The following is a 26,688-nucleotide window of genomic DNA, read 5'->3' as shown; positions in this document are numbered from 1 at the left end:
TCACATCGATTGGAGGGCAACACATGTATACTGACAAACGGGAATACTCCTTCTCGACGTGCTGGAATATTAAGCGTCATGAGACAGGCTCAAGCATGATTGAGGAGATCAAGTCGATAGGCTTCAGACAAGTCGAGTTAAACTATAATGTTACGAATGATATGCTGCGGACGATTGAACCTATGATTGAGCGGGGAGAGATTGGTATCTCCAGTGTACACAATACGTTTCCTCATGTGGCTGATCCCGATTATGGCACGGATTCTGTACTCCTCGGCTTCGATGATGAACCTCGCCGGAAGCGAGCCATTGAATTATTGCTCCGTTCAGCTGAGTATGCACACCGTTATGGCGCACAGGCTGTCGTGGTTCATCCAGGGGAAGTTCCTTTTGCATATAACGTGGATGAAGAGCTCAAAAAAATCTATCATGAACAGGGGAAAGACTCTCCGGCGTACCAAGCTTTATGGCGAGACATGTTGGACAAGCGGGAAGCGGGTAGTGCTCATTATTTGAAACGAATACAAGAAAGTCTGGAAGAGGTATGTGAAATTTCTGAGCAACGTGGATATGGAGTGAATTTTGGAATTGAGACACGATCACGCTGTTATCAGATGCCGACTTTACAGGAAGCAGCTACCTTAATCAACAATATGAAGGGTGCACCGCTTGGACTCTGGTACGATATTGGTCATGGTATGATGATGGATCGTATGGGACTGTACGATAATGTGCGTGAAGCTAACGCATTGATCCATAACGTCGTTGGTGTGCATATCCATGAAACGGTTGGTTTGTCGGATCACTGGTGTCCATATGTACATAGTAACGATATGACATTCTTTGATTCATTTCTGGATATCATTGAACATTCACCGGTAAAAGTATATGAGCTCAAGTCCGCTTGCACACCGGAAGAGATTAACGCAAGTCATGAGTTAATTACGAATCGGATTGCACAGCGCCAAGCGGAGCGCAAGCTAGGGTAAGGCTTTTGGGTATATTATGCAAGCAGGCTATGGGTGAATTCGAGCTGGAATGCTCGAGAACCCATAGCCTTTTGCAATTCGTTGAAAATTGGAATAAACAATGAACTGAGATATTGTGTAGTTTATTTTGATATCAGGGCTTTACTCATATATCTGTTCTTCGAGTTTTGCAAAAGCAATCCCTGGGTCATCGGCCGAGTTATCAATGTACGTCACGGATTTAGCGGGAAGTGGCCATGCCACTTGTTTCCGCGCGAGGGAGGCTACAAAGGCATCCCAGTTGGCGAGTTTCCAATCATCTAACGGAGACTGCCTTGCGATAATTCGCTCGCGATATAATGCTTCATCCTTCAAATATATATAAGCTACACGTACATCGGTATCCTGAAGAGAACGGCCGATCTTGGCAAGTTCCTGTTCGATCCAATCAGGTGTATCGGTTTCCTTCGTGAAGGGACCCACTACAACGCTGTCGATACCCAATTGCACATTATCCAGCACAGCATCCATCGTGATGCGGTACCCGAGATCCCGGCAGAGCCGCTTGTACTCAGGTGAGTCACGATCGGAAGGGTCGAGCCCTTGCAGTGTCATGATAGCTTCAGCGGCAGGACGAAGCAGAATATCCATATCGAAGAAAGCGGCTTTATATTTACGAGACAGCGTTTTGGCAAGTGTTGTCTTGCCACTCCCAGCTCCACCTAGGAAGAAAATGAGTTTGCTCACGGACGTTAGCCTCCTTGTAATCCATAACATATGTAATTAGTAGTTAGCGATTAGTTGTTAATCGTGTCTCTGTGTTGCTGCTGATGCAAAATCACGACCACAGACACATTGATTATTTTAACATAAAAGATGGGGTCAAAAGGATCCCTGGCATCTGAGATGAATCTGATCACATAATTATAGTAACCATTATCGTGATATTTTTGGAATACAGAGAAAATTGCTGATTCGCAAGGCTGAAACCAATTTGCTATAGATGCTCTGTGTTCCGTCAAATAGAGTGGCTAAACCGTTAACGCCGTTATGACTTTACTGTAACTTCATCTAAACTTGTAGGAAACCAAATGTGACGGAGATCCACCCAGCCTTGGCTATTGAAGGATACACCGCGAACGGATGGTAGATAGGCTGTTTCTATCGGTTTTTCGGTTAAATGCATGAGGAGAGACTGCTCCTGTAAGAACTGTTCGATCTGATCTAAGCCTAACGTTCGATCTGATGGCTGTCTGGAAGAAATCACGTGGGACAGCATATTCCGCACCGTTTCCTTGCTTCGTTCATCCAGATGTTCGGATAAAGTGATGTAGAGGTCATATCTGCGCAACTCCACATCTCGATCCCGGATCAGAGAGAACAGAATGAGATCGGATTGGAGCCGCAAATCCCCTTTGAATTGTTCCATCGTTCCGGTGCGAATCGTACAGGTATATCCGTGACGCTCCAGAGCATTCGCTAAGCGAGCCGCATCTTCACGATACTGAGCAATGGTTGCGATCTGGAGCGTTTTTGGCTTGATGGGCTCAACTCTATCTTGTGAGTCATTAGTATGCTCTCGATTGGTTAATCCGTTCTTTAACTCATGCGAAGAGGTTGCGACAGTGCCTTCTTTGAAATATGAATTACTCTCGCTTGCAACACATGCTTGCACGTGAGCTCTTATCGTCGGATCGCTGAGCGGTTCGACTTTTTGCGTATTACAGGTAATTAATTTCCGCACCGTCACACCAGCGCTAATCTGGCTCCAGTCTGCTCCTGTAGAGGTTAGCGGGTTATGGACAAGATGGAAGAAGGGTGATTCCATAGCCGTATGATCACTCCAATCCACAGGTGCGCTCCATGGAATCTGCAGAATCTCAACACGATCTAATTGAGCTCTACCTTGAAAATAAGCCGGATGTGCGTCCAGTCTGCATAAATGCTCGTCCCACACACTAACCTTGAAGGGGCCGGTTCCCACAGGTTTCAATGGAGGATAAGGTTCCCTTAATTCCGCCTGATCAGCTTGATCGGACATAGGATGTAGACGTGGGGATACAATGGATGCCCGACTGGTTGTGAGAAAATCGATAAACATCTCATGTGGTTTGATAAGCCGGAAACATACTGTTAACGAGTCCCATGCCTCAATCGACAAGATGTGTTTGCTCACATCCTTGTATAAATTCCTCCGCTTCGTAGACTGTAATCTCTCGAATGTATAGACCACATCCTCAGCAGTGAGATATTGACCGTCATGGAAGCTCACGCCTTTACGCAAATAAAAAATCCAAGTTGTACGATCCTCGCTTACATCCCAAGTGTGCGCTAAACAAGGTTGAATCTCTCCCATTTCATTGCGTTGAACCAATCCATCAAATACATGGCTAGTAATGAAAGATTCAGCTAACAGATTAATATACATAGGGTCAAGAGCGTGGATTTGCTGTCTAATGGGCAGTCGCAAGGTGTCGATTCTTTCGTTATGGATTCCTTCTTCGGTATGATGTCCGGAATAACCTAGTAACCATTGATTTAGATGATGCTGCATTGTGACAGAGCTGGAGAATGCACCAATGTGCTCTGCCGCTTGCTGGAGTTCACGACGGTTCATTGCTTGCATCATGTATTCTGCCGCAATTTTCTCAGCCGGGACGAGCAAGGTTAGTGTGGATCTTCGCCCACGTCCACGCTGAGACACCCAATTGATCCAGTGGAGTCCAATCATTTTTTTGACAATGGTTAATGTGTTTCGGTGTGTGCAATCAAGCAATTCTCCGAGTTCTGCGAGGGTGACTTCATGTTCAGACAGGTGTCCAAATTGTTTATGTAAGAGCAGATATTGCTGATGTAACTTCAACGTAATTCATTCCCTCCTTAAAATAAGAACTTTTCCGATTCCATATTTCTATTTATCTTCTTATTTTATCATCTAGAATGAAATGTAGAAAGTTTAATGGAGGTTATTCCCATGATTAAGAAAATATTGGATTCACCCAATCGTGCGTTAATTACGCTATGTTCTGCGCTCTTGCTGGCTGTTGTGCATCAGTATCTATTCTTTGACAAAGGGGTAGGCGTATCCTATCCACTGTTCGTTGTGCTTTTCTATGGCTATATTTATGTATTTGCGAGGGATCGTGTAAGAGTATTCGGTTGGATAGATCTGTTCATCGCCAGTGTAGTGCTGCTGTTATCCCTGACATTTGCGTTATTCGATAACGAACTGTTTCATGCGCTCAATTTCCTGGCTGTGCCGGGATTAATCATCTTACATATGGCTTATCTGATTGGCCGGAAGCAGACAAAATGGTGGAAGATTAGTTTGATAGGCTTAGCTGTGGATCATCTGCTGCCTCAGTCTATACGACATTGGCCGACCATCGGAAGAACTCTGATGAAAAAAGGTGGACGCAAGCTGGCTAGCAAGCAGAAAGTTGTGGTTACCAAAGTATTCATTGGTCTAATCGTATCGCTGCCCATCCTGATCGTGGTAGTGGGGTTGCTAACCTCTGCCGATGGAATCTTTAATCAATACTTATCCGGAATTCCAACATGGCTGAATCAGTTAACGTTAGCACCTGGTCTACCGAGGATTATCTGGATCATTATTGCAAGTGTGTTCTTTTTCAGTTACGTATGGGGGTTTGTACAGCCGATGGTGTATGAGTCGGAGAGGCGGGAGAACGCTCATTGGAAAAATCAGTCTGTAGCACTTCCGCTCGCGCAGCGTGATGAAAAGGTTGGAGAGACTACAGATTCTGTGATAGTGAATACATCCAATGAAGAAACAACACCACATTCGAATCTTTCAAAACCTCATATCGTTGAACCGTTGCGACTAGATCCAATCATTATTGGAACCATACTACTTGTCATTAACTGTGTGTATCTCTTATTTGTCTTTGTTCAATTCTCTTACCTCTTCGGAGCAGGTGTAGGTAATCTTCCTTCCGACTTATCTTATGCGGAGTATGCCAGAAGTGGATTTGTTGAGCTGGTTCTGGTGACAGGTATTAACTTCTTCATTCTCATTATTGCACTGCAATTTACACGTACAGGCGGCAAAATAAGCACGATCGTGCATCAGATATTGCTCACATTGCTGATACTGTGTTCTGCTGTCATGCTATATTCGGCCTTCATGCGTCTTAGTCTCTATGAAGAGGCGTATGGGTATACGTATATCCGATTCCTTGTGCATGCGTTTATGATCTTCCTCGCACTACTGTTGTTGATCGCGGGCTTACGCATTCGGTACACAACCATCCCGTTAATCCGTTGTTATATCATACTGGGACTCACAGCGTACGTGATGATGAACTATGTCGGGATGGATAACCAGATTGCAGAACGTAACATCGAGCGTTATCACCAATCAGGTCAGATCGATGCAGATTATTTGGCTAATCTATCGGCAGATGCGGTGCCACAATTGAAGCAGTTTGCCGATGAGAGTTATCCGGAACTTCACGAGCTGCTGCTGTTGAACCAATCACAGTATTTATTAGAAGGGAACGACCGCTCGTGGTCTTCTTTTAACGTATCAATAACCATCGCTTCACGTGAATTAGCAGAGCTTCGGAAGCAGTAAAATAAGGCAATAGTTATTTCCGATCCAGTACATGCAAATTCAATATGTAAGTGTTATAATATAAAAATAAACTTATAAAGGGGGTGAATCCCTTGTTTGAATTACATGAGTTTTTACCTTACATTTTCTCCATCGGGCTTATTTTCACAGTAAGTTATGCATATATTGCACATTTACACTGTGGCATGACCGAGTATTGGATCGAAGATCGAGCTGGTGGCGGACTAGATCCCATTCTTCCAGCACTTTCTCTGCATAGTCAATACAGAACAGAAGATCTAAGTCGCATGGTCAGACGAAGAGAAGCGCCAGATGAAGATGAACCAGATTGTATGTCCTCGTTGATTGAACGTCGTACAAATCAACGAGGAGGATATATATGGATCAACAATCAAACAAGGGATTCACTTTTACATCGGGCAAGGGACGGACGTATGGGCTGATTGCGATTTTGTTCGCAGTCATGTTATTGGCCGGATGTAGCAACAATGTATCGGAGATTAATTCATCGACACCGGGATTTTTTAATCACTATATCGTGTTCCCGCTGTCTTACCTGATTCAACACATCGCAACGGTCTTTAATGGGAGCTACGGAGTTGCCATTATCGCGATTACACTAATCATTCGATTAGCCTTATTGCCTCTGATGATGCGTCAAGCGAAGTCTCAACAAGGCACACGTGTTATCATGAACGCCATGAAGCCAGAGCTTGATGCGATTAAGAAGAAGTATGAGGGCAAGAATGATGCGGCGGATCGTCAGAAGTTATCTCAGGAGACGATGGAGTTATACAAGAAGCATAAGTTCAATCCACTGAATATTGGCTGTCTGCCACTTCTGATCCAGTTGCCGATTCTGTCAGGGATATACACGGCAATTCGGCTCACGCCGGAACTGTCGTCACATTCCTTCTTGTGGTTTAAGCTTGGTGCACCAGACTATGTACTTGCAGTTGTTGTGGCGGTCATTTATCTCATTCAAGCGAAGGTATCTCAAGCCAATATGGCACCTGAACAGCGTAAGCAGTTCGCTATTATGGGTTACCTCTCGCCGGTGATGATGGCGTTCTTCTCCTTATCAGCACCTGCTGCAATGCCGCTGTATTGGACGGTCGGTGGTTCGTTCTTGGTATTACAAACGTTATTGTTCCGCAAGCTGTATCCAGTTGAACATCCGCAGGAGGCACCCGTTGCTTCGGTGAAGAACGTTCATAACAAAAAGGGGAAAGCGACCAAAACCGTTAAACCCGCGAAACCAGCAAAATCATAAATGATGGGGCATGAAGCCCAATGCGTGACTAGAAAGAAGCCTATTCCAAGAGCGGAGTAGGCTTCTTCTTATTTTAATTTATTTGATCATCGCTCAGATGAAAACGGGAAACGAAAAACCAGATTAGCTCACGTCGTGAATAGACCCCTGTTTTCGCAAAGATAGATTTTAGATGATCCTGTACGGTATACGCCGAGATGACCATCGCTGCAGCAATTTCTTTGGAGGAATAACTGCGAAGAACATAGCCGAGCAGCTCTCGTTCGCGATGAGATAATCCGTGACTGTCCGCGAGTAGGGGGAGTAAATCCTGCGGCATCGCTTGTTCCAACCGAATAGCAATCTGTCCAGAGCCGTCTAGTGTGTGCATACGACTAGCATGGAGTACAAGATACCGACCATCCAACAGTTGGATACAGACCTTGGACTGCGAGGTGTAGACTGCACTAGGTTCAGAATTCGGATTGGGACTAGATTGACGAAGCAGTCGACTTAGTAAATGAGAACTGACAGCGCGGACTGGACGGGGGATCACATCATCCTCTAATTGCTCCAATACACGTAATTGTGTAAGCCAATGTTCGGCAGCATCATTAAGTGACAACAATTGAAATGCATCTGATACTACCATAATCCCCGGTTCTTGAGGGCTCCCGCTTAGGATCTCATCCATAAGGCTCTGCTGAGTCTTACGAAGCATTCGTGCAAGAGAGGCTGTCCATTCTTGCAAAAGTACTCGTTCTTCTTCCGTAAATGGAGCAGTTTCCGTCCTACGATATAAGGTTAGGTATCCCCAGCAAGCACCATCACAAATTAAAACAGCACGTAGCTCATCACTGAATCCCGCCGGTTTCAGAATCGTTTCGTAGCGTGCGCTTCGTTCCGTTGTTTCATCTAAAGCAGCGCGAAGACTGGCAGTATGCTTACCTAAACGAATCATGTCCGCATATTTATGGAGGTCTTCCTCTGTATATTCATTCAAGAAAAGACGATCATGTATGGCCTCGATACCATCTTCCGTCACGGCACCTGTTGAGAGAAGGGTATAAGGATCAACCGTTGTGAAGCAGTATGCATCATAAGGGATCCGAGTTTTAATATGTTGGAGAGCAGCCTCGCGGTAAGTGCGAGAGGTCCAGGATTCTTTTTCAAGATAGGTGATGGATTGCTCTGCGCGTCCAGTATGTATGTTCATTCTTGTTGCTCCTTTCCCCTAAGAATCCCAATGTTCTGGGATAGGAGTGCGTGGATCACGCTTCTATAATAAAAGTATATCAGTTAACGCCATATTTAACACGGGAACGAAGACGACAGACTCACAATGTGATGAAGCGAACCTAAGGCTCCTCAGATGAGAGGCTACTTCAAAAGCATGCGTTTCTCCTAAACACGCATTGTCAGTAGGCTGTGGCGAATGCAGTGATGTTCTTCGTTTGTTAATTTATAAATTTACAACAAGGAGTGGAAGCACATATGAGAGAAAAAGATGATCCACAACGAATGAGCTGGGATACAGCGGACGAGAACCGTTACGAACAATCGATAGCGATGAAAATTCCAGGCTATGCACACATGCATGATCTAATGGAACGGTTACTTGCTTCATCGCTAATCAATCAACCAAACGCTAGATTGCTTGTTGTTGGGGCTGGCGGAGGGAAAGAGGTGACATTGCTTGGAAGTCGTCATGCTGAATGGTCTTTTACAGGTGTAGATCTATCAGAACCGATGCTTCAACTTGCTGCAAAGCGGGTCGCTGAATTGAATTTGGAAACTAGAGTAGAGCTTCGTATGACATCGGTTGAAGCGATGTCGGAAGAGGAGGTGTATGATGGCGCGACCTGTATGTTAATGCTTCATTTTGTTCAGGGCTTGGAAGCGAAAAAGCGGTTGCTGCATAGTCTTGCAGCTAAACTCAAGCCTGAATCACCACTCCTTATTGCTGCCGTTAATGCTGACCTGCATTCACCAGCCTATACAACGATAATGAAAGCTTGGCGAGAGCATATGCTTCACGTTGGAATAACAGTGGACGAGTGGGAGCGATTCGCTGATTCCTTGGGGCGAGAGTCTGATCCTATATCATCTGAGGTGATGGTTCAGTTGCTGAAGGAATGCGGGTTTGCCGATATTACACGCTATTTTGGGTCTTTCTGGGTGGAGGGTTATTATGCAAGAGGCATCTAAGGTTGAAACGGTTAAGGATCAAATCTGGGTAGTAGGTGGGTATGGACAGGTTGGTCAGATGATATGTATTCAGTTAGGGAAAACGTTTCCTGGAAAAGTGTGGGCTGTGGGTCCGAGGTTGAATCGTGCTGAGGAATTCAGCCAATCTACGAATGGAAGTGTGCTCCCGCTCCAGCTTGATGTAAGAAAGCATATTGATCCAGTGATGTTATCTACGGTTAAGCTTGTAGTGATGTGTGTGGATCAGATGGATACTCGTTTTGTCGAAGCGTGTGCTGAGGCCGGAACAGATTATATCGATATTACAGCGAAATACGATTTCTTGGCACAGGTGGAGCGATTACATGAACATATGCAAACTACACAAGCGACGGCGATGTTAAGTGTTGGGTTATCTCCAGGAGTGACCAACCTACTCGTTCGTGAAGCTGTAGATGGTATGGATGAGACGGAGGAAGTCGATATTACGGTGATGTTAGGCCTTGGAGAAAAACATGGAAAAGCCGCGGTGGAGTGGACGGTAGATCAGATGAATACAACATATCAGGTTACCCAGAAGGGAAAGTATGCGGAGGTAGCCAGCTTTGATGATGGCAGATGGATTGATTTTGGAGAGCAACTTGGACGCAGAAAAGCGTATCGATTCAACTTCTCCGATCAGCATGTCGTAGCACGTACATTACAGATTCCAACGGTTTCTACCCGGCTGTGTCTGGACTCTCGTTGGATTACAAGAGCGATGTCGGTTGCGAAGCGTGTAGGGATATTTCGCTTGTTACGTATTTCATGGATTCGTAATGCTACGGTTAAGGCATTTGGTCTGATTCCAGGCGGTGAAGAGATGTATGCTGTTAAGGTAGACGCAAAAGGATGGAAGAAAGGAGAACCTATTGTAATCGAGCAGTTTATTGTTGGACAGCGCGAAGCGGATGTGACGGCAGCGGTTGCAGCAGCTACGGCGGAAAAGATGTATCGAGAAGAGCTTCCAAGCGGCGTCTTTCATATGGAGCAGTCGTTCTCTATTCATGATATCCAGCGAGTACTTCATACCCCCCTCCAGATTACAACGAAGATTAATTAAGCATAGAGGCTGATTTTGCTCAACCCCTTCGACTTCTGTTATCATAACTTCATGATGATGCGGGGACGGAGGGAGATCATGAGCACGATTGCTGTATTGCCTTATTACAAAATACAGAGAGAATTGACGGGTCTCGCACAGGAAATCGTATCCAGTGACCGCTCGATGATCCTATACGCGGACAAGATTGTAACTCAGTATAGAGAGTTTAGAATAACAGAAGTGTTCGACATGTCCTTTCGCAGAATGGGGAATGAGGGTGGTTTCTTTTATCTGCATACAAGCACCGGGGTTTATCCATATATGGTCAAAATTGATCCCAAGCCCTTCATTCAGAAATTTCGAACAATGACTTCTCAGCGATTAACATAAGCAAGTGTCTATCGACATACTTTCACACAAGACAGTTTCACATAAGACAGCAAAGCGAGGACTCGTCTATGGCTTCTCGTACTCCATTTCACGCTTGACCTTCACGTTACGTTAAGGCTTATCCTCAGTTTGGAAGAAAGAAACCAAACCAAGAGGAGCTGTGAATAGAATGAGTATATTAATTCAGCAAGCGATGATTATGACGATGAACGATAACGATGCCCCCTTTAAGGGGGATATTCGTGTTGAAGGAGACCGGATCGTGGAGATTGCGACTCACATTGAGAGTCAACCGGGAGATGAAGTGATTCATGGGAAAGGCATGCTCGCTATGCCTGGCCTAATTAATGCGCATCAACATTCCCCAATGAGTTTATTGCGAGGTTTCTCGGATGATCTGAAGCTTATGGACTGGTTAGATCGCAAAATGCTGCCTGCAGAGGCTAATATGACGCCAGAAGATATTTACTGGGGGGCACAATTGTCCCATGCAGAGATGATAAGATCAGGCACGACGACGTATGCTGATATGTATGTACACATGAATGAAATAGCAGAGGCTGTGACGTTAACCGGGATTCGAGCTTCGTTAACTCGTGGCATGGTCTTTATGGAAGATGATGGTGGGTGCAGGTTGCAGGAAGCCATTGATCTTGTACAGCGTTGGTCGGGTATGGCAGAGGGGCGAATTACAACGATGTACGGACCGCACTCCCCTTATACCTGTGCACCGGAACCGCTGCGGGATGTGATCGCCATGGCGGAGAAGGAAAATGTCCCTATCCACATTCATCTTGCTGAGACAAGAGAAGAAGTGATCAAGATTCAGGAACGATACGGGGTGACACCGACAGAATATCTTGAGAATCTAGGGATGTTCGAACAGGCTCATGTGCTGCTAGCTCATGCTGTTCATCTGGATCGGCAAGATGTTGAACGTTTAAAAGGAATGCGCGGAGGGGTATCTCATAACCCGGTAAGTAATCTGAAGCTCGGCTGTGGCATTGCCCCTATTACCGAGATGATGGCGCAAGGGATTCAAGTTGGACTTGGCACGGATGGGGCAGGAAGTGCAACAACGGTCGACATGTTCGAGGAGATCAAGGCAGCAACCTGGCTGCAAAAACTGGATTATGGTGATCCTACGCGTTTACCAGCACGAAAGGTACTGCAGATGGCTACCCGTGGGAGTGCAGGATTGTTAAATCTTCAAGAGCAGGTGGGCGTATTGGAAGTAGGACGCAAAGCGGATATCATTCTAATTGATCTGTCGAAACCACATCTTCAGCCTGTGCATAATCTAGAGTCTCTAGTAGCCTACAGTGTGAACGGTGCAGATGTAGATACAACCATGGTGAACGGTAAAGTCTTGATGAAGGGCAGAGAGCTGCTTACGATTGATGAAGAATTACTATTTCACGAAACTCGTACACGCGCTAAACGGATTGTTGAAGGCATCTAAAAGATCTACTGGAAAAATAAATTATTGGAAATAAAAACCTTTTATAGCATTTGAATTATAAATTATGCGTCACGAACTTAATGTTCGTGGCGCTTTTTGTCGTTATTACTTGGAAAATGAAGAAATTTGATGTTCAGAATTGGTCCAGAATTGCTCACTATACTGAGCATATAGTTGTTCAAATTTGAAGGTTAATCAAGGAGGAACATGAACGTGAAGGGGAAAACAGACAAAAAACAACTTGCTCCGTTGATGAGAAAGAGCATGCTAACTGTGCTCGGATTGAGTGTAGCTTTACCGATGGGTGGATCACTTCCTCAGGCTACTGCCGATGCTGGTGGAAACGGAATCATTATTTCTCAACCGGTTCTAAACGATGATATTAGCTGGCTTAATACATCATCTAAAGCTTTGAATAATACGGACTATATCATGAACAAGATTCCCATCAATGTTATCAATGATGAAGTTATTTCTATTGATCTGTCTAGTCATTTTCCAGATGATTTGTTTAGCAACATAAGCGTTTCTACCGAAGACTCACATGTAGCAAGAGTGTTTGAATCCTCTGGTAATTTAATTGTGGAGCCCCTACAGGACGGTGTAATCACGATTTTACTAAGTGCAAATTATATTGATTCAGAAGAAACAGTAACGGATCAAATTAAGCTGTATATCAGTAAAAAAGGCGATGCCAATGATGATGGCAAGGTTAACTCAACCGATGCAACTCAAATTCTCTCTCACATTCGTAATGAGATGTACAGACGTTCTTATAACCATGTCGAGTTGAATCGGATGGATGTTAACCGAGATGGAAAAGTAAAAATAGATGATGCACATGCATTGATGCAAGGTTACACGAAGCAGGAGCTTGGTGCAAAAGATAACCATTATATCCTTACATTCCAGCAGATTGAAGATGGACCATATGCACTTCATGCTCAACTTTCAGGTGATCTGAAAGTTGGAAGCACATTAACTGGAAACTATGAATATTGGGATTTAGAAAATAGTGATGCTGAGGAGTATGGTACAGCGTTTCAATGGTATTGGACGGATGATCAGGGAGTAGAGCATGCGATTGCGGAAGCTACATCGAGAGCGTATCTGATTGGACCAGAAGATGAAGGCAGACAACTTTCGTTAAAAATTACGCCTAGGTCGAATTATGGTGTAGTCGGAAAGCCTGTGACCGTAACAGCATCTACTACGGTAAGTAAGCCTGTGTCAAGCGTCAAAGTGCAAAGTTTATCGCCTGGAGATGGGGCGGAAGGTGTGAGTGTCGTTGGAAACATAGAGGTCACGTTTGACAAGATGATATATAGTGATCAATCTCAAATTGGATTCGAAATTAAAGATGCAACAACAGGTGATGTAGTAGCAAGCTATAACTCTTCCGAAGAGTATGAGATATCTGGGAATAAGTTGATTATTACCCTAAAGAACTTGTCTCCTTACACAAAATATTCAGTAGAAATTCCTGGAGACTTTCTATCCTTTGACAACGGAGATGGTCAACTTGTTGACGGTCCGACGATCGGGATGGGATCAGGCAAGGAACCATGGACGTTTAGAACGTGGGCACCAAGCTAAACAGACTATACATTTCTTTCAATTCATAAAATCATTACGGAGGTTATCATATGGGTCAACCGAAAAAAAAGCGTGTTAGATTCAAAAGAACAATGTCTAGTTTGATCGCTTTATCGCTCCTATCCTCACTCGCATTGCCGAGTATCGCGGGAGCAGCACCATCAGAGACGTTCAAGATTCAAATTGATAGTGTCAGTGTACAAGCAGGACAATCCGTTCATGTGCCTGTAACTTTGAAAAAACCAGAACGTAATGAGGTAACCAGCTACAATATGCAGGTTGACTATGATTCAACCGCTTTGGAAATTGTTCGCATCACCCCGAAATATGGGAAGACGGAATACCCTGGCTGTGCGGAAAATACAGAAGGCTGCTTCCAGTATCATTTCGATAATGAATCCGGTTGGGTTCGTATTATCTGGGCAGATTTTACGGCTGGAGATCACAACATTTCATCTGAACAGCAACTATTTGATATTGAGTTTAAGGCGAAGAGTAATGCCACTTCAGGTGTCAAACAGCTCACCATTCAAAATGACTCCGAACATTGGAACTTCAGTAACTCAATCTATCAACAACCTGCTGAATGGTCTGGCGGAGCAATTACGATTACAGGTGGAAGTTCCTCTGGTGGTGGGAATTCGGGCACGAACCCGTCTACTCCACCTACATCCTCTACAGGTGGAACACCTTCTACAAGTACAACTTCGCCGGCGGCTACAACACCTTCTGCAACTCCAGCAGTAACCAAAGGCGTAGATATTTATGTCAATGGACAGAAACAGGAGCAGTCAGCAACGGCTTCCACATCGACCATTGGCAATCAGGTGACGACTACCGTGAAGGTGGATAATGAGAAGGTTATTACTCAAATCGGCAGTGGCCTAAGATCGGTCATGCTCCCAATTACCGGCACAGGTGCGGACAAAGTAGTTGGTGAACTGAATGGTAAACTGGTGAAAGCGATGGATGGAAAAGATGCTGAGCTTATTCTCCAAACGGATTTTGGTACGTACACACTTCCGGCTAACCAGCTGCAAATTGATCGACTTGCGTCTGAGCTGGGAGCGGGTTCTTCGCTAGAGAATATCGTAATTCAGCTGACGGTTTCCAAGAGCTCTGATACAACCAAAGCCACTGTGGAAGCTGCTGCAGCCAAACAAAGTAACACTAGTATCGTTGGTTCACCTATCGATTTTGAAGTTAGAGCAACTGTAGGTGAGAAGCAATTTCAAGTAAATCAGTTCGACACGTATGTTGAACGTACGATTACACTACCAGATGATATTGACCCTACCAAAATCACGACAGGTGTGGTGCTTCTATCTGACGGAAGTGTGCTACATGTACCTACCAAAGTAAGGAATACAGACGGTCACTACTCGGCTGTTATTAACAGTCTGACCAATAGCACATACGCATTAGTTTATCATCAGGCAACGTTCGATGATATCGTATCACATTGGAGTCGTAACGATGTGGAGGATCTTGCTTCCCGTATGATTATCCAAGGGACAAGCGAAGGCACTTTTGCGCCAGATCGCAGCATTACACGTGCAGAGTTCACGGCAGTTCTTCTGCGTAGTCTTGGACTACATACTCCAAAAGGAACGGAATCAATTGCATTCTCGGATGTTTCAGACAGTAGTTGGTATGCGGATGAAGTGAAGACGGCGGTTTCCTATGGTCTAGTGAACGGTTATTCAGATGATAGCTTCCGTCCAAGTGGTGTGATTACACGTGCAGAAGCGTTAACGATTATATCCCGTGCCATGAATCTAGTGGAACTGGAGCAAGCTTCTTCATCTGAGACGGCTGCTCTGTTGAATTCCTATTCCGATGGAAATAACGTACAGACATGGGCTGCAGATCCGGTGGCATCAGCTATTAAACAAGGCTTGGTAGAGGGCAGTGACGGCAAATTAATGGCGAATTCATCCATTAGTCGTTCTCAAACCGTAGCTATTGTCAAACGTCTCTTGAGCAAGGCAGGACTTATCTAAGTAAGAGGATATATTCAATATACTTGATGGAATCCCAAAAGAGTGCTCGTCCCGATAGGGGCGAGGCTTTTTTTGTTCCGACGTATTAAAGGGTTACAGCTTTACAGTACCCAATCATATTGCGTTTGTCGAAGCAGCAGGACATCTGATAATATAGAGTAGGCGAATGATATTCACAACTCTGCTGAGTTATTTGTATGGAAAGAGATAGATAGAATCATTCCCCATAATATCTAGCCCTAATGTATGTGAATAGTTGAACATAACAATACTTATATAATCTTATTTGATAATCTATTGAAGAATGGAGCCGTCCGATGAAATATCGCAATATGGAAGATTGTATTAACGATCTGGAACAGCATGGACATCTGATTCGTGTAAAAGAAGAGGTTGATCCGGATCTAGAGATGGCAGCGATTCATATGAAAGTGTTTGAAGCTCAAGGACCTGCGTTGTTATTTGAACGGGTAAAAGGTTCTAAATTCCGGGCACTTTCCAACCTGTTCGGCAATATGGAACGAAGTAAATTTCTATTCCGTGAAACGCTTGAAGGTGTACAACGTGTCATGGAGGTGCGGGGAGATCCGATGAAAGCACTGAAAAGACCTTTTGCCCATGTAGGGACAGGTCTTGCTGCCTGGCAGGCTTTGCCTAAGCAAAAATCGATTAGCTTGCCGGTGTCTGCTCAGGAAATTCAAATTTCGGATTTGCCCTTGATTAAGCACTGGCCGATGGATGGAGGCGCATTCGTAACACTGCCTCAAGTGTATTCGGAAGATCCGGACAAACCAGGCATTATGAACTCCAACTTAGGGATGTACCGCGTACAGCTTAGTGGTAATGACTATGAAATGAACAAGGAGATCGGTTTGCATTACCAGATTCATCGGGGAATTGGAGTGCATCAGGCGAAAGCAGTCAAAAAGGGTGAGCCGTTAAAAGTTAGTATTTTCATCGGTGGACCGCCTGCTCATACCTTGTCTGCTGTAATGCCGCTACCGGAAGGACTCAGTGAGATGACCTTTGCCGGACTGCTTGCCGGACGTCGTTTCCGGTATAGTTATAAGGATGGTTATTGCATCAGTAACGATGCTGATTTTGTTATTACAGGAGATATTTATCCTGGGGAAACGAAACCGGAAGGACCCTTCGGTGACCATCTCGGATACTACAGTCTTACACATGAGTTCCCGTTAATGAGAGTGCACAAGGTGTATGCCAAACCTAATGCCATTTGGCCATTTACTGTCGTTGGTCGTCCACCGCAGGAGGATACGGCATTTGGTGACTTGATTCACGAAATAACAGGTGATGCGATCAAGCAAGAGATTCCAGGTGTGAAAGAAGTCCATGCCGTTGATGCTGCGGGTGTGCACCCGCTCTTGTTTGCGATCGGAAGCGAACGTTATACACCGTACCAAGTGGTCAAGCAACCAACAGAGCTACTAACCATCGCTAACCGCATTTTGGGTACAGGACAGCTTAGTTTAGCGAAGTATCTATTTATTACAGCCGAGGATCAACAACCACTGAGTACACATCGAGAGGTTGAATTCCTGACTTATATCTTAGAGCGATTAAATCTGAAACGAGATATTCATTTCTATACGAATACAACGATAGATACACTCGATTACTCGGGTACAGGTTTGAATAGCGGAAGCAAGGTTGTTTTTGCAGCTTATGGAGATCCTGTCAGAGAGTTGTGCAAAGAAGTGCCTGAGTCATTGAAGTCAATCCGTGGTTATGAAAACCCTCAATTGGTCATGCCGGGAATTGTGTCCATGCAAACGTCGCCGTTCGTAAGTTATGAAGATACTGCGCAGGAAATGAATGCATTTACGGCAATGCTGAAGGAAAAAGGGGATATGACTTCAACTCCGATGATTATTCTCTGTGACGATAGCACATTCATCAGTGAGAACCTCAGTAATTTTTTATGGGCAACATTTACTCGCAGCAATCCATCCCATGATATGTATGGGGTTAACAGCGGCTATGAGAACAAGCATTGGGGTTGTGACCAGATCATTATTGATGCACGTGTGAAGCCACATCAAGCTCCGCCACTTATTGCCGATCCAGCAGTAGAGAAGAGAATAGAACGTTTATTTGCCAAAGGTGGAAGCCTGGATTCCATTAAAATTTAATCCACTTGATTCAAACTTGAGAAGCAGTCCAACGTCTTCATTTGGGCTGCTTTCACATACATAAATGAAGGCGCTTAACTTTATAAAGTCAATTCGCTGTGAATGAGCATTTTTATCGCAATGCGCATGAGAATAAAGTCTTAGTTATGCGTGTTTTCCGTTGTGATTAAGGTCATAAGAACTATGGATAAAATGGTCGAAAAATTCGATATAAAGAAGTAGAGGGATTTTTGGAACCCATGTTATGTGGGAGCCGTTGACTATAAATGAAACATTCAGGGGAATACCGAGTTGAGAATCCATATTATGAACCTGCAAGACGGGGATCGTCTAACTGCTGACACGTTTAGCGATGCAGGATTACACGTTTTGGGTCAAGGGACTGTACTAAAAAGTGAGGATATAACCTTACTGATGCAGCACCGTGTGGACTATGTGGATATCGAACCACGCGAGGAAGAAATTACAGAAGCTGAATTTTTTGCAGCCGCTGCGGTACATTCGACTAGAATGAATGGAGACATACCTCCCGAAGAAGAAATGAAATCGCAATTTGTGCAAACTGTACATAATTATCAATCTGCTTTTCTTGAGGCACTCACTGTGGGTAAATTTAATGCCACGATGGTAGACGATGCGCTACAGCCAATGGTTGAGGGGTTGGATGAGCAGAAGGACGTCGTTCACTTGTTGATGATGCTGGAGCGGGACGATGTAAATAACTACACGCATTCCATTCAAGTTGGACTATTGTCCTTCTATATGGCTACCTGGTTGGGATACTCTCCGAAGGAGTGTTATCAAATTAGTCGCGGGGATACCTGCACGATATTGGAAAATGCAAAGTATCTCATCGCATCCGAAATAAAACGGAACCTTTAACACCAGATGAGCAGCTAGAGTATCAGCGTCATACCATCTACGGACATGATATTATTAAGAGCTCTATGAGAGACGAGGCAACGGCTCTTGTTGCACTCCAGCATCATGAACGTGAAGATGGCTCAGGATATCCAATGCAGATTAAGAAAGACGAGATACATCCATATACCCAAATTGTCTCGGTGGCTGATGTTTACATTAGTATGAGATCTGGGGATTTCGGAAGTAGCAATCCAAACTTGATCAACAATCTGCGCGATATTTATTCCATGGGCTTTGGTAAATTAAATGAGAAGCCAGTTCAGGCGTTAATGCAGCATCTGCTGCCTAACTTCATTGGTAAACAAGTGTTACTTAGCAATGGAGAGAAGGGGGTTATTGTTATGAATAATCCGTCTGATATCTTCAAGCCATTAATTAAAGTAGAATCAGAGCAGTACCGCGATCTGTCCAAGGAGCGCAGTCTCTCGATTGACGACTTAATTATTAATAGCTAGTTTCAGCAAATTAGGAATTTTATATGAGTAGTGAAAGAGTCTCCTGTTATAACGGGAGGCTTTTTTGGCATCATTTATATTGTATTACATTGTTCTTCCAATCAATGAACGGTATACTTGCCGAGAACCCTATGATTCTATCAAAGAAGCTCAGCCGGATTCATGCTATGATTGTGAACATGCAAAAGGGGAGATTTACTTGATTCAAGTTGTAACAGAGATAACCATTGACGCGCCAATCGAACGATGCTTCGATGCTGCTCGTGACATTGATTTACATACGCAGACTGTATGGGAACATACTCGTGAACAAGCGGTTTCGGGGGTAACTGCAGGTCTTATTGGGGATGGAGATACGGTAACCTTCGAAGCAACGCATTTTGGAGTACGTCAAAGACTGACCTCTCAGATCGCTGAGTATGAGCGTCCCTATCGGTTTGTTGACCAGATGCTGAACGGGGCTTTCAAAAGCATGCGTCATGAACATAGCTTCACCCAGTTGGATCATCAGACTACAATTATGGTCGATACGCTTACATTTGAAGCGCCTCTTGGTGTATTGGGTTGGATAGCTGAACGAATTGTTTTGAAACGATATATGACGGCATTCTTAGAAAGTCGAAATCAGAAGTTGAAGACCATTGTAGAGTCAGGCTATGAAAGACCTGCTTAGAATGACCAGCGTGTGAATATGAATATAGAAATAGATAAAAACGACTAAGGAGCGATTTCTAATGGAAAATGGATATTTTGTCGGCTGGGGAACACTTGCCTTGATTAATGCCGGACTTGCACAAGGGAAAAACAGAAGTGGTTTAAACTGGTTTCTGCTTTCCCTATTGCTTGGTCCGTTAGCAACGCTAATTCTCGTTATTTCAAGTAAACATTAGACGTCGAGTAAGATCAAGATGAAGCTTGTTAACTCTTATCTTTGAGGAATTTGTCGTGTTGCCAGACGATCCCACAGCCAGAATACAAGAGCAGCGGCGCTCACCCCTGCACCTAACCAGCATACACCAATCCAGCCCGTTAAGGCGTATATCTGAGTAGAAGCAATGGAGCCCACGGCACTGCCAACAGAATAAAAGATCATATATGCAGCAGTTAAACGGCTCTGTGCTTCAGGGCGTACTGCGTAGATCAGACTTTGATTGGTTACATGTACGGCTTGCACGGATAAATCTAATAGAACAACACCTAGGATTAGATACCATAACGATTGATGGATATAGCTAATAGGTAGCCAGGATGCAAGCAAAATAAGTAGCGAGATTCCAGTGGTCTTTTGTCCAAGACCTCGGTCGGCGAGCTGACCAGCCCGCGTAGCTGCAAGTGCACCGGCTACACCCGCAACCCCGAATGCGCCGATCGCCGTATGAGAGAGGTTGAACGGTGAATCGCTTAGAGGCAAAACCATGGAAGTCCACAATATACTAAATGCTGTAAAAACAAGCATGGCAAGAACTCCGCGTACACGCAAGATACGCATGTCACGATACAATTGAAGCACAGATAACAGCAGCGTGCCATAGCGAAGTGAAGTTTTAGCGGGTTGGTGTTTGGGCATCATGAAGCTCAGAGCAACCACTCCCAGTAAAGTTAAACTGGCAGAGACGAGATAGACCGATCGCCACCCGAGCCAATCGTTTAAACCGCCGGCAACCGTTCTAGCTAACAGAATACCAATAACAATTCCGCTCGTAACCAAACCTACAATGTAACCGCGCTCCGAAGGGGCGGCAAGGGAGGCAGCAGAGGCAACGAGAGTTTGTGTAACGACAGCCAGCAGACCAACGATGGCTAGGCCAATAAATAAAACAGAGCTTGATCCAGCTGTTCCAACAACAACTAAAGCGAGGATAGATAGGGACATTTGCATGATGATTAGTTTTCGTCGATTCAGAAGATCTCCTAAAGGCACCAGTAACAATAAACCTATGGCGTAACAGATTTGCGTCACAGTGACCACGATGCCTATGGCAGAAGTGGAGATGTGAAACTCTTGAGCCATGGAATCAAGTAAAGGCTGAGCATAGTAGATATTTGCGACCGCAAGTCCGCTGCATAATGCAAATAATAAAGCGACCATTCGGGAGATAGCGGATGGTTGTTGTTTTTGTGATGCAAGCTGAATTGGTTGAGCTGAGGTATTCATAAAAGAACTCCTTTTCGAGAGAGTAGAGTATGTATTTAATATAATGTACCGATCGATACATAATAATTACGTAAAACATACTCCACATTTCAGAAGGAAGTCAATGATTTATTATTTAACTGTGGTTTAAATGTACTTTAGATTTAGAAAATTGAATAACGTAGTTTGACATCAATTACACCGCAAGATATATTTTTATTTGTACCTATCGATATAAAAAGAGGTGTTGAAATGGCAAGACAGCGGGAATTTGATCTTGATCGAGCACTCGACGCTGCAATGCATATTTTTTGGGATAAAGGATACGAGGCTGCGTCACTTCGTGACCTTACAACAGGCATGGGGATTCAGCGTCCGAGCTTGTATGCAGCGTTTGGAGATAAGAAGGAATTGTTTGAAACGGCATTACGCAGGTATACGACCATGCACGCAGCCAAAGTTCGAGCGATGCTCCAACAAGAAGAGAGTGTTATTAAGGCGTTTCGGAAACTTTTTGAGCATATTGGGGCTGAGGGAGATGTTACGGATCCTCGGCATGGTTGCTTTTGCATTAATACGATGGTTGAACTCGCGCCTCATGATCCGAAGTTTGCAGTTCTGACACGTGAGCACCAGATGTATCTGGCTGTCCTTTTCCAGGAATTGATCGAGCGCGGTCAGTATTCCGGGGAGATCTCCAGTCATCTACATGCAACTTCCATTGCACAGTCACTCGTTGTGTCGATGATTGGTTTGACCGTCATGATGAAATCGGCACCCGAGCGTTCATTTGTCGAGCAAAGTATTGAGGCTACGTTATTATGTCTGAAGAATAACGAGGTCTGACTCTGAAAAGGGTTAGGGGAAGGAATGTTCCGATGTGTATGCAGAATTTAATCAAAACCACACCCAAAAATGGAATAATATGAAACCATATGTATAAATAAACGTAAATACATCTATAGACACTCGGTTTACTTGTCAAACGATTCAAGAGAGCAATTACATACCAGAGGGAGTGATAAGATGCAGGTGGTCTGGCAACGAAGTTTTCTTGTTGCGTATTATTTGATCTGGGTTCTAGCACTTGCTACAGGCTAAATAGGCTTACTATCATTTATATTAACGACATTTTTCATACTTGCTTTCTATGCAATAGTTGTTTCATTATCTACTACTGACCAATTTGAAGTAGATCAGTTTGTATACAAATTACGTGCACTGATCCAAGTGACGGTAGCCGTAATCCTGACAAGCCTGCTCGTTAAATTAATATTCCTGTTCGTGTGAGAGTCGGAAGCATATTCCGACTCTTTGTTCTGTGGTTATCTTGTGGGGGACTCAGTCGAACGAATCATGGCAAGACTGGATTCTCGCACAATTAGACGTGGTTCAAATTGAATATGTTCATATTCCTCGGTATGGCGATCTCGAATTCGTTTTAACAACAATTCAGTTGCTAGTCTAGCAACCTCCTCACCCATAATAGAAACAGAACTAATCTGCGGTGACGTCACCGTAGTCCATTGGTTATTATCTATACCTACAACAGCAACATCCTCTGGTACACGTACTCCTAGCTCTTTGAACCGATTAACAAGCCCAATGGCAACCATGTCATTAATGGCATACACCGCATCTGGCATATGAGTTAATCCATAGAAATAGTCTGCCGCATTGGCTCCTGTGTTCAATGAAAAATCTTCTCCGAAGTATACGAGTGAGATATCGACTTGCCCAAGTGCCTGTTCGTAAGCTCGATAACGTTCCTCGATAATATCTTTGGGTGCTCCGGCATATGCAATTCGTGTCCGACCAATCTTGATCAGATGCTCCATCACGAGTTTTCCTTCAGGTTTGGACAGTGAGACGATATCTGCTTTCATACCTGGTTCGAGCTTTTTGCCGTAATTAATCAGAGAAATAGGCAGTGGAGCCTTATCAATGAGATTAGGCAAGGTTTTGGGATAGGCGAGTGGCATGAAAATAAGACCATCGACATGTAACTTTTTGATTGTACGAATCGTTTCAAGCTCTGTACGTGCATTGCCTGCGGTATTAATCTGAACGACATGGTAGCCATGCTGTTTCGCTGTCTGTTCAACCGACCAGGATATTTCAGGAATGATCGCGTTGCGAATATCAGGTACAACCAGTGCGATCTGATTCGTCTGTCGAATCTTCAGGCTCTGTGCAGACGTATTCGGAACAAATCCTAATTCTTCAATGGCTTGCATGATCCGATCTCTCGTCTTGCTACTGATACCTTCGGAATTGTTAATAGCTCTGGATACCGTAGCGATGCCTACCCCTGCATGTTCAGCGACATCCTTGATCGTAACTTTTTGATCTTTACCCATGATGATATAACCTCACTTTAATTACCGGAAACGATTCCTGATATATGATCAACATACATTATATTTTTCCCTGCTTTATGATTATATCACTTGAACATATGTTGTAATACATAAAAATCATAAAATAGACATATTTCTGGGGAATTATGTTTGACAGCGTATTTAAACTGTGACATATTTAACTACGGAAACGTTTCCGGTTTTAACTTAAACATTATCATCTAGGAGATGAAGAAAATGAAAGCATTACGCTGGCATGGTGTCAAAGATTTACGCCTCGAAAATATTGAAGTACCCCGTCCTAACCGAGGACAGGTTAAAATAAAAGTGGAATGGTGCGGTATTTGTGGCAGTGATCTGCACGAATATACGGCTGGGCCTATTTTTATTCCAGCTCAAGCACCGCATCCGCTAACAGGGGAACAAGCTCCTATCGTTATGGGACATGAGTTCTCAGGACAAGTTGTTGAAGTGGGTGAAGGAGTATCTCGTTTCCAAGCAGGAGATCGGGTAGTGGTTGAACCAATCTATGCATGTGGTCATTGTGAAGCGTGTAACCAAGGCAGATATAACCTTTGTGATCAAATGGGCTTCCTGGGTCTTGCAGGTGGGGTGGAGGTTTCTCCGAATATGTAACTGCCGCTGAGAATATGGTGCATCCCATTCCAGATGCGATCTCGTATGAGCAAGGGGCTCTGGTAGAACCTTCTGCTGTTGCGCTGCACGCTGTTCGTCAGAGTAAACTAAAGGTCGGGATACTGCCGCTGTATTCGGAGCAGGTCCGATTGGGCTATTAGTGATTGAAGCTCTGAAGGCGTCCGGTGCCTCGGATATATATGTAGTGGAATTGTCAGCAGAACGCAAGGCCAAAGCCGCTGAGCTCGGAGCGATTGTCATTGATCCTACAGAGTACAATGTAGTGGACGAGATTCATTCACGTACAGCAGGTGGGGTTCACGTAGCGTACGAAGTAACGGGAGTTCCGAAGGTACTTCAACAAGCTATGGACACAACCCGAATTGGCGGCGAATTGATGATCGTTAGCATTTTTGAACAGGAAGCACCGATTCAGCCTAACTCTATTGTAATGAAGGAACGTACAGTGAATGGCATAATTGGATACCGTGATGTATTCCCGGCGGTTATCAGTCTGATGGAGAAGGGCTTCTTCCCAGCGGATAAACTGGTTACCAAACGGATTTCACTTGATGAAGTCGTTGATCATGGCTTTGAAGCTTTATTAAAAGAGAAGAATCAGGTGAAAATTCTAGTCAAAGCTGAATAGTTTAGAGATCATTTCTGTTTGTAATATTTTGATCATCGGAATAACTTTAAGTAGCATTTATAAAAAGACCAATACATGCCTACAGTAGCAATTGGTATCCATTCATAAACAGCTATCGGTGAGTACAATATAGCTTTTGCTCAATGTTACGGATATACGAAGTATAGACAACCCATCTAATCATGTGGTTGTCTATTTTTTTGCACAAAACGGGCGGAATTTGTTGCGTAGGTGTATACTTCTACATATTATACAAAGATACATTTTGTATCATCACAAATTGAAGATATTTAAAATGAAGGAGGAAGAGGATATGCAGAGTGGAACGAAGTGGACAGCTCTTATTCTGTCTGTCGTAGCTGGAGTGGGTGGTTTCATTATCGGTAGTACTAAATTGAAAAATAATACTTCTGCAAGTGTACAGCCAAGAGCTGAACGTGCCGTTACCAATGCAACGAATAGAACCACAGCTGCTGTAATGTCGACAGATGTAACCGCTGTGGTTGAATCCCTGGGTAAACCGTTCAAGAAAGCACCGTATGCTAACAACGTCTGGGATCTTCAGCTCTATAGGGGAAAAATCTATATGGGACATGGAAACAGCAGTAACGTAGGGGTAGCCCCTAACGCTGGCCCGATCCCTGTCATCTATTATGATACGATAACTTCAACCTTCCAGACGCAGACGGTGAGTAGTAGTAATCCGGGGATTCTACCTACGACGAAGATGTTCGTAGACGAAGAACAGATTGATATATACAAAGTTCTCGATGGTAAGTTGTTTATCCCAGGTAATGATTCCGACGGAGAGAGCTGGGGGCTAGGTAACTTCTATCGATTAGACGGCGAGATCTGGACTAAATACCGTAATCTACCGCTTGGTGTACATGTGTATGATCTAGCCTCGTACAGAGGTAAAATGTTTGCTGCCTTAGGTACAGAGGATAAACCGACGGTTCTTATTTCCCATGACCAAGGAGAGAGCTGGCAGCATTACGGAACAATTAATACGTATGGGTATAGAGCGTATACGTTGTTTCAGATAGGCGGTAAGTTATATGCCTCGGGCATGATGTATCCGGCGAACAATATATGGGGAGACAGAACCTATATTCTAGAGATTAATACGAACCTTCAAAAGAAAGATACTGTTATTTGGGGAAGTAGAATGTTGCCTGGTCTAACGTATCAGATTGGAACCACCCCCTACAACCGAATAGGGAAGAATGTAAATTTCGATAACAAATTGTTATATATTGCAGGGCAGGTCTTCAATGACGGACAATTGACGCCAAGATCATTAAATGTCATGACAGCCATTAATCAAGCACGACGTGTCATTTTGCCGGATACTGCTGCACTGCCAACTGACGTACTCGCGCGTGATGGCAAAGCTTATGTGCTTACGTATACTAGACAAAACTTGAACTATATTAATCGTGTATATGAGACGACCGATCTAGTGACATGGACAGAACTTCTTTCATTTGAACAGGATACGTATGCAAGGTCGTTTGAGGAGAGCGAAGGAGACTTTTACTTCGGCCTCGGAACTGATCCGGACGTGCTATCTGCTTCATCAGGTAAATTGCTTAGAGTGAGACGCGACAATATTGCTAGCAATTCTAATTAAATCATCTACAGGGATATTATGGATTATATATTATGCTTCATTTCCATTATTGGTTACGGGAGAACAGCCGATAATCCAAACGCCGAGCAGGTGTATTACAGCAGATCTACTTTAGAAGAGTCAATTGCTGTGAAATCTGCTCTATTTTTTATTTCAAAAAACAGCAATCAACAAGCATACGAGTGAAAAATAATAAAATCCGACA

22 protein-coding genes and 1 pseudogene are annotated in these 26,688 nt (G+C 44.0%); 18 read left to right on the top strand and 5 right to left on the bottom strand.

Going from position 1 to position 26,688, the window contains the following annotated elements:
* Positions 1-23 precede the first annotated feature (23 nt).
* Positions 24-989 (top strand): sugar phosphate isomerase/epimerase family protein, encoded by a 966-nt coding sequence (locus DMB88_RS17955; RefSeq protein ID WP_128102462.1) that lies wholly within the window; start codon positions 24-26, stop codon positions 987-989.
* 141 nt (positions 990-1,130) lie between these two features.
* On the opposite strand, the gene DMB88_RS17950 is transcribed toward DMB88_RS17955, so the two are convergent.
* Both DMB88_RS17950 and DMB88_RS17945 read right to left on the bottom strand, forming a co-directional pair.
* Entirely contained in the window at positions 1,131-1,715 is a 585-nt protein-coding gene (locus DMB88_RS17950; RefSeq protein WP_128102461.1) for a P-loop nucleotide/nucleoside kinase family protein, read from the bottom strand.
* A 301-nt stretch (positions 1,716-2,016) separates the two neighbouring features.
* Entirely contained in the window at positions 2,017-3,831 is a 1,815-nt protein-coding gene (locus tag DMB88_RS17945) for an ABC transporter substrate-binding protein (RefSeq protein ID WP_128102460.1), read from the bottom strand.
* Between the two features lie 111 nt (positions 3,832-3,942).
* On the opposite strand from DMB88_RS17945, the gene DMB88_RS17940 reads away from it, so the two are divergent.
* From DMB88_RS17940 to yidC, 3 genes are all read left to right on the top strand, one after another.
* Positions 3,943-5,565: a DUF4153 domain-containing protein gene (locus DMB88_RS17940; protein ID WP_164848728.1), complete on the top strand. Its 1,623-nt coding sequence runs from the start codon at positions 3,943-3,945 to the stop codon at positions 5,563-5,565.
* A 92-nt stretch (positions 5,566-5,657) separates the two neighbouring features.
* Complete coding sequence (locus DMB88_RS17935; RefSeq protein WP_128102458.1) at positions 5,658-6,008, top strand: hypothetical protein; 351 nt, start codon at positions 5,658-5,660, stop codon at positions 6,006-6,008.
* Complete coding sequence (gene yidC / locus DMB88_RS17930) at positions 5,945-6,838, top strand: membrane protein insertase YidC (RefSeq protein ID WP_128102457.1); 894 nt, start codon at positions 5,945-5,947, stop codon at positions 6,836-6,838. The genes DMB88_RS17935 and yidC overlap by 64 nt, the downstream gene beginning before the upstream one ends.
* A gap of 73 nt (positions 6,839-6,911) precedes the next feature.
* Here the strand turns inward: yidC and DMB88_RS17925 are convergent, their stop codons facing one another.
* Positions 6,912-8,033, bottom strand: coding sequence for a helix-turn-helix transcriptional regulator (locus DMB88_RS17925; RefSeq protein ID WP_128102456.1), 1,122 nt, complete (start codon positions 8,031-8,033; stop codon positions 6,912-6,914).
* 278 nt (positions 8,034-8,311) lie between these two features.
* On the opposite strand from DMB88_RS17925, the gene DMB88_RS17920 reads away from it, so the two are divergent.
* The 11 genes from DMB88_RS17920 (at position 8,312) to DMB88_RS30275 (ending at position 19,961) form a co-directional block, all read left to right on the top strand.
* A complete protein-coding gene (locus DMB88_RS17920) occupies positions 8,312-9,025 on the top strand; it encodes a class I SAM-dependent methyltransferase (RefSeq protein WP_128102455.1) in 714 nt (237 codons plus the stop codon).
* A complete protein-coding gene (locus tag DMB88_RS17915) occupies positions 9,009-10,106 on the top strand; it encodes a saccharopine dehydrogenase family protein (protein ID WP_128102454.1) in 1,098 nt (365 codons plus the stop codon). The genes DMB88_RS17920 and DMB88_RS17915 overlap by 17 nt, the downstream gene beginning before the upstream one ends.
* 78 nt (positions 10,107-10,184) lie before the next feature.
* A complete protein-coding gene (locus DMB88_RS17910) occupies positions 10,185-10,478 on the top strand; it encodes a hypothetical protein (protein ID WP_128102453.1) in 294 nt (97 codons plus the stop codon).
* A 169-nt stretch (positions 10,479-10,647) separates the two neighbouring features.
* Positions 10,648-11,940, top strand: a complete 1,293-nt coding sequence (locus tag DMB88_RS17905; protein WP_128102452.1) for an amidohydrolase — start codon at positions 10,648-10,650, stop codon at positions 11,938-11,940.
* A gap of 213 nt (positions 11,941-12,153) precedes the next feature.
* The gene (locus DMB88_RS17900; RefSeq protein ID WP_164848727.1) at positions 12,154-13,536 is read left to right on the top strand and encodes an Ig-like domain-containing protein; all 1,383 of its coding nucleotides are present in this window, start codon (positions 12,154-12,156) and stop codon (positions 13,534-13,536) included.
* Positions 13,537-13,586: 50 nt separating this feature from the next.
* Positions 13,587-15,539, top strand: a complete 1,953-nt coding sequence (locus DMB88_RS17895) for an S-layer homology domain-containing protein (RefSeq protein ID WP_128102450.1) — start codon at positions 13,587-13,589, stop codon at positions 15,537-15,539.
* 317 nt (positions 15,540-15,856) lie between these two features.
* A complete protein-coding gene (locus DMB88_RS17890; RefSeq protein ID WP_128102449.1) occupies positions 15,857-17,692 on the top strand; it encodes a UbiD family decarboxylase in 1,836 nt (611 codons plus the stop codon).
* A 291-nt stretch (positions 17,693-17,983) separates the two neighbouring features.
* Positions 17,984-18,574: a hypothetical protein gene (locus DMB88_RS32125; RefSeq protein ID WP_368028202.1), complete on the top strand. Its 591-nt coding sequence runs from the start codon at positions 17,984-17,986 to the stop codon at positions 18,572-18,574.
* A complete protein-coding gene (locus DMB88_RS32120; RefSeq protein ID WP_368028376.1) occupies positions 18,514-19,071 on the top strand; it encodes an HD-GYP domain-containing protein in 558 nt (185 codons plus the stop codon). Before DMB88_RS32125 ends, DMB88_RS32120 begins: the two co-directional genes overlap by 61 nt.
* A gap of 199 nt (positions 19,072-19,270) precedes the next feature.
* On the top strand, positions 19,271-19,744 hold the full coding sequence (locus DMB88_RS17880) for an SRPBCC family protein (protein WP_128102448.1): 474 nt from the start codon (positions 19,271-19,273) through the stop codon (positions 19,742-19,744).
* 61 nt (positions 19,745-19,805) lie between these two features.
* Positions 19,806-19,961: a hypothetical protein gene (locus DMB88_RS30275; protein ID WP_164848726.1), complete on the top strand. Its 156-nt coding sequence runs from the start codon at positions 19,806-19,808 to the stop codon at positions 19,959-19,961.
* Positions 19,962-19,996: 35 nt separating this feature from the next.
* On the opposite strand, the gene DMB88_RS17875 is transcribed toward DMB88_RS30275, so the two are convergent.
* Complete coding sequence (locus tag DMB88_RS17875) at positions 19,997-21,226, bottom strand: MFS transporter (protein ID WP_128102447.1); 1,230 nt, start codon at positions 21,224-21,226, stop codon at positions 19,997-19,999.
* Positions 21,227-21,457: 231 nt separating this feature from the next.
* Here DMB88_RS17875 and DMB88_RS17870 point away from each other — a divergent pair, with 231 nt between their 5' ends.
* Positions 21,458-22,051, top strand: a complete 594-nt coding sequence (locus tag DMB88_RS17870; protein WP_128102446.1) for a TetR/AcrR family transcriptional regulator — start codon at positions 21,458-21,460, stop codon at positions 22,049-22,051.
* Positions 22,052-22,530: 479 nt separating this feature from the next.
* Here DMB88_RS17870 and DMB88_RS17865 read toward each other — a convergent pair whose 3' ends face one another.
* Positions 22,531-23,565: a LacI family DNA-binding transcriptional regulator gene (locus DMB88_RS17865; protein ID WP_128102445.1), complete on the bottom strand. Its 1,035-nt coding sequence runs from the start codon at positions 23,563-23,565 to the stop codon at positions 22,531-22,533.
* A 237-nt stretch (positions 23,566-23,802) separates the two neighbouring features.
* Here DMB88_RS17865 and DMB88_RS17860 point away from each other — a divergent pair.
* Positions 23,803-24,850, top strand: a pseudogene (locus DMB88_RS17860) (2,3-butanediol dehydrogenase).
* A 313-nt stretch (positions 24,851-25,163) separates the two neighbouring features.
* Positions 25,164-26,483 (top strand): hypothetical protein, encoded by a 1,320-nt coding sequence (locus DMB88_RS17855; RefSeq protein WP_128102444.1) that lies wholly within the window; start codon positions 25,164-25,166, stop codon positions 26,481-26,483.
* Positions 26,484-26,688: the final 205 nt, after the last annotated feature.

The organism is Paenibacillus sp. DCT19, from assembly GCF_003268635.1.
GTDB lineage: Bacteria > Bacillota > Bacilli > Paenibacillales > Paenibacillaceae > Paenibacillus.
This window is presented reverse-complemented; position numbering and strand designations above follow the sequence as displayed.